At 43.2% G+C, this 465-nt stretch carries 1 protein-coding gene; it reads right to left on the reverse strand.

The features are described 5' to 3' along the window. A partial coding sequence (locus C1I98_RS46615; RefSeq protein ID WP_146607964.1) for an Hsp70 family protein occupies positions 1-465 on the reverse strand: 465 nt, incomplete at both ends.

The following is a 465-nucleotide window of genomic DNA, read 5'->3' on the forward strand; positions in this document are numbered from 1 at the left end:
GCTGGAATCCGAGTTGACCCACCATTCAAGATGACAACGTCTAAGTCACTAGCCGATAAATCAGCATCCTTCAAGGCATTTTCAACAGGAATGCGCGTCTTTTCAACTAGGTCAGCAGTTAATTCATTGAACTTAGCACGTGTTAACGTGGTTTCCAAGTGCAATGGGCCACTAGCACCAGCGGAAATAAATGGCAAACTAATTTGAGCTTCAGAAACACCTGAAAGGTCCTTCTTAGCCTTTTCAGCAGCATCCTTTAACCGTTGTAAGGCCATCTTGTCTTTTGATAAATCAACACCGTTGTCAGCTTTAAAGCCATCAACTAACCAGTCGATAATCTTTTGGTCAAAGTCATCACCACCAAGGTGGGTATCACCATTTGTGGATAATACTTCGAAGACCCCGTCGCCTAATTCCAAGATGGAAACATCAAAAGTCCCACCACCAAGGTCATAGACTAAAATC

This window comes from Spongiactinospora gelatinilytica (genome assembly GCF_003236385.1).
Taxonomy (GTDB): domain Bacteria; phylum Actinomycetota; class Actinomycetes; order Streptosporangiales; family Streptosporangiaceae; genus Spongiactinospora; species Spongiactinospora gelatinilytica.